Raw genomic sequence first — 3,379 nt, forward strand, 5'->3', positions numbered from 1 at the left:
GAAACAATATAAGAACTGGTGATAAAACAACCAAGGAGTTATTTCAAGGCAAGACTTATGAAGAACTTACAGGTTGGTATGATTTTCATGCACGGCAGTATGATGCGGCACTAGGAAGGTGGTTTGGTGTGGATCCGCAGGATCAGTTTAGCTCACCTTATTTAGCAATGGGCAATAATCCGGTGATGATGGTGGATCCGGATGGGGAGTTGGCTTGGTTTATCCCAATAATTGCAGGGGCTATAATTAATACAGCTATGAATGCAAAAAACATCGATAATGTTTGGGATGCCCTTGGATATGCAGCGGTTGGAGCAGCAGCTGGTGCTGTAGGTGCTGGAGTCGGAACATATGTCGGTGCTGGTGTTAAAGCAGGTGGCTTTTTGGCTGGTGCTGCCGCAGGGGCAGCTGGCGGAGCAGCTGGTGGGTTTATTGGAGGTTTTGGTAACACGTCTGTTGGAGGGGGAAGTTTAGGAGAAAGTCTAAAAGCAGGAGCTATAGGAGCAGGTATGGGAGGTCTTTCAGGAGGTGTTTTGGGAGGCATCGCAGGAGGTATTTCTTCAAAATTAAATGGATCTTCTTTTTGGAGTGGAAAGCGTGATTTATCTCAATACATGCTTGCGTGCAAAGATTGCGCATTTCAAGTAAGTATTCCTGAATTCACATTTTCGGACCCTACCTATAACCCAATTATTGAAGCAGTATATAGAGGACAGCAAAACTTCTGGGCACATCCTGTAACGCAAGCAACTGTATTTGCGGGGACATCCTTGATAGGTGGTGGGCTTGCTTCCCAGTTTATTAAGGCTGGGGCTAAGGCCATTCCTGCTGGAAATGCCGCTAAGACGAGTACAAGTGGTTTTAAAACCTTTGGTTCATTGACTGAAAAGTTTGGAGAGGGATATAAATCCATTGCTGTAACTCAAGGTAAACACCTTCCAGTTCAACTAGGGCAAAAGCTAAATACAATGTCTCCTGGTTCATGGAGTAAAATTTATGAAGCTGGAATATTAAATGGCTCAAAAGTAGAAACGCATTACTTCTTTAATGCTACTACTGGTCAGTATGTAAATCCTTTCATAAAATCGAGTGGTTGGGGAAGAACATTCAGAGGCATTACGGGATATTAATAAAAAAATATTTACACATGAAAATTGAGATCATAGAAGATTGTATTGAAAAAATTGAAGAGCCTAATCATGTTTCAATAATTGAGTTAATTGTTGATGCCGTGAGAACTTATCCTTTACATGAACTAAACGATACGGAAGATTATTTCAATGAAATAAAAAAATTATTGAACACCAATGAAATCACTCTTTCAACTCTCAAATCTTATTTAGAAAACATTAGCGACCAAGATGATGAACGAACCATATGGGTTGCTGACTCTTTGAGCTCTCTTATTGAATCCTTTGAATTAATGCAGTTATATAATATTCCTTTTAATGAAGTGATAAGGAAAATGGAATCTTTGAATTAATAAAAATGGAATTATTCAATAGAATAAAAAATTGGTTGATAAGGACATTTATCATTCTTATCGGCCTTTTGTGTTTTAAAATATCTTCTAATTCGATTGTTGCAAATTCAGTCAGCTACGTACAGGCATGTTGTAGTTATTTTTCTATTGATTTAAAAATTGTAGAAGAAACAAGCCTCTGAGTTATCGAAAATGGCTTTGTGAAGACTTAAAAAAGTGAAAGCAATTTATTAGATTATAGAGATTGGGCTAAAGACTTAGAAGTAGTTGCCGCTAAGGGGGGGATTCAAGCTGCAAATGGTTTAAAAGTCACTGGATTTACAGAGCACGGGGTCAATAGAGCAATAGGAAGCGCAGGAAGAATGGGGGTAAAACCGAGTGCCATTCTTGATGCTTTGAAAAATCCTCTAAAAATAAATAATGTAGTTACTGACCAACTTGGAAGACAAAGCCAAAGATTTATCGGTCAATTTGGTGAAGTAGTTGTGAATCCGCAAACAGGTCGAATAATATCTGTTTATCCCACTTCTTCAAGTAAAGCAGCTAAACTCTTAAAACAACTTGGACAATGATACTCAAGCTAAATAAAAATCAGTTTGACTATCTGGATAATAGTCTTTCTGAACAGCGACCAGATTTAAAATCAAAACTTCAAATTAGAAAAGAAGATCACTTTGTTTTTATTGAAGTTGATGAAAATGTAGCAGATGAAATCCGTGATTGGGCAGGTGAAGAATTACAGAAAAAAGGGTTTGATCTGAATTATGAATTAACATCCGAAGGTAAAATCTTGGAAGAGTTAATAGATGTCTTTTATGTAGAATAGAATAATGAAAAAATGGTTGACCATACTAAGCCTGATGTTGTTTTTTGTGGCGAATACAAATGCTGCAAACAGTGATTTTTTAGGTGCAAGTGAAGGAGTTGCTGCTAAGGGGGGAACGAATTTAGTATATCAGGGATTTGATAAAGCTGGTGTTATTAGATAAGTTGGTATTACTGAAAGAGAGGCAGCCGTCAGGTTTGGAGAGCATCTAAGTTCAGGGACAGCAAAATCACTTTTACGATATGAGGTTGTGCCTGGTGCAACGAATTTATCAAGAACCGGAGCCAGAGTTTGGGAACAAACTTTAATCAACCAATACGGCTTACAAAAGAATGGTGGTTTGTTGTAGAATAGGATAAACTCAATTGCACCTAAGAACTGGTGGCAATATGGAATCAAATAAATATGGCAAGAGCAAACACAAAAATAGGCGATGTATTTTCCGTTAAGATAGACGGCAACAGTAAGAAATATTTTCAGTATATCGTTAGCGACCTTACCCAACTGAACAGCGATGTAATCAGGGCGTTTAAGGAGGTATATCCAATCAATGCCAATCCCGATTTATCAGAAATCGTAAATGGAGAAGTTGAGTTTTACGCCCATTGCGTTACAAAGCTTGGGCTTAAAATGGGCTACTGGGAAAGCGTTGGAAATATTAGCGATGTTGGAAAAACAGACCACATTTTATTTAGAGATACCAATGATGCCGGTTCAAAACCTGGGGAGCAAATTAAAATATCTCATAAGTGGTATGTATGGAAAATCAATGACAATGACTTTACGAGAGTAGGGAAATTGGAAGGCGAAAACAGAAAGGCAGAGATAGGAATTGTTATAAGTCCTGATAGCATAGTTCATCGAATGCAAATGGGGCAGTACGATTTTGTATATCCTGAATTTGAATAGAGTACAGAAGCCTGGCAAGTCCGGGCTTTTTTTATGTGTGCCGTGCATGGTAACTAACTAGGTGGTGAAAGTCCACTGTGGGGGTTTGTAATCGCCAACCACTAGCCAAGAGCAAGGGTGTCCATTGCGAAGTGGAATCTGAAGGAAGCTGGCGGCAAAAC

At 38.6% G+C, this 3,379-nt stretch carries 6 protein-coding genes; all 6 read left to right on the top strand.

The window, feature by feature from the left end; translation table 11 throughout:
* On the top strand, positions 1-1,130 hold a 1,130-nt coding region (locus MM239_RS20595), incomplete at its 5' end, for an RHS repeat-associated core domain-containing protein (protein ID WP_241350214.1).
* Between the two features lie 17 nt (positions 1,131-1,147).
* On the top strand, positions 1,148-1,483 hold the full coding sequence (locus MM239_RS20600) for a hypothetical protein (protein WP_241350215.1): 336 nt from the start codon (positions 1,148-1,150) through the stop codon (positions 1,481-1,483).
* A 362-nt stretch (positions 1,484-1,845) separates the two neighbouring features.
* Positions 1,846-2,055, top strand: a complete 210-nt coding sequence (locus MM239_RS20605; RefSeq protein WP_241350216.1) for a hypothetical protein — start codon at positions 1,846-1,848, stop codon at positions 2,053-2,055.
* Positions 2,052-2,309 carry a hypothetical protein gene (locus MM239_RS20610; RefSeq protein WP_241350217.1) on the top strand — a complete coding sequence of 86 codons (258 nt, stop codon included), beginning with the start codon at positions 2,052-2,054 and terminating at the stop codon, positions 2,307-2,309. Before MM239_RS20605 ends, MM239_RS20610 begins: the two co-directional genes overlap by 4 nt.
* 4 nt (positions 2,310-2,313) lie before the next feature.
* Positions 2,314-2,472: a hypothetical protein gene (locus MM239_RS20615; protein WP_241350218.1), complete on the top strand. Its 159-nt coding sequence runs from the start codon at positions 2,314-2,316 to the stop codon at positions 2,470-2,472.
* 242 nt (positions 2,473-2,714) lie between these two features.
* Complete coding sequence (locus MM239_RS20620; protein WP_241350219.1) at positions 2,715-3,218, top strand: immunity 26/phosphotriesterase HocA family protein; 504 nt, start codon at positions 2,715-2,717, stop codon at positions 3,216-3,218.
* Positions 3,219-3,379: the final 161 nt, after the last annotated feature.

This window comes from Belliella filtrata, from assembly GCF_022549775.1.
Taxonomy (GTDB): domain Bacteria; phylum Bacteroidota; class Bacteroidia; order Cytophagales; family Cyclobacteriaceae; genus Belliella; species Belliella filtrata.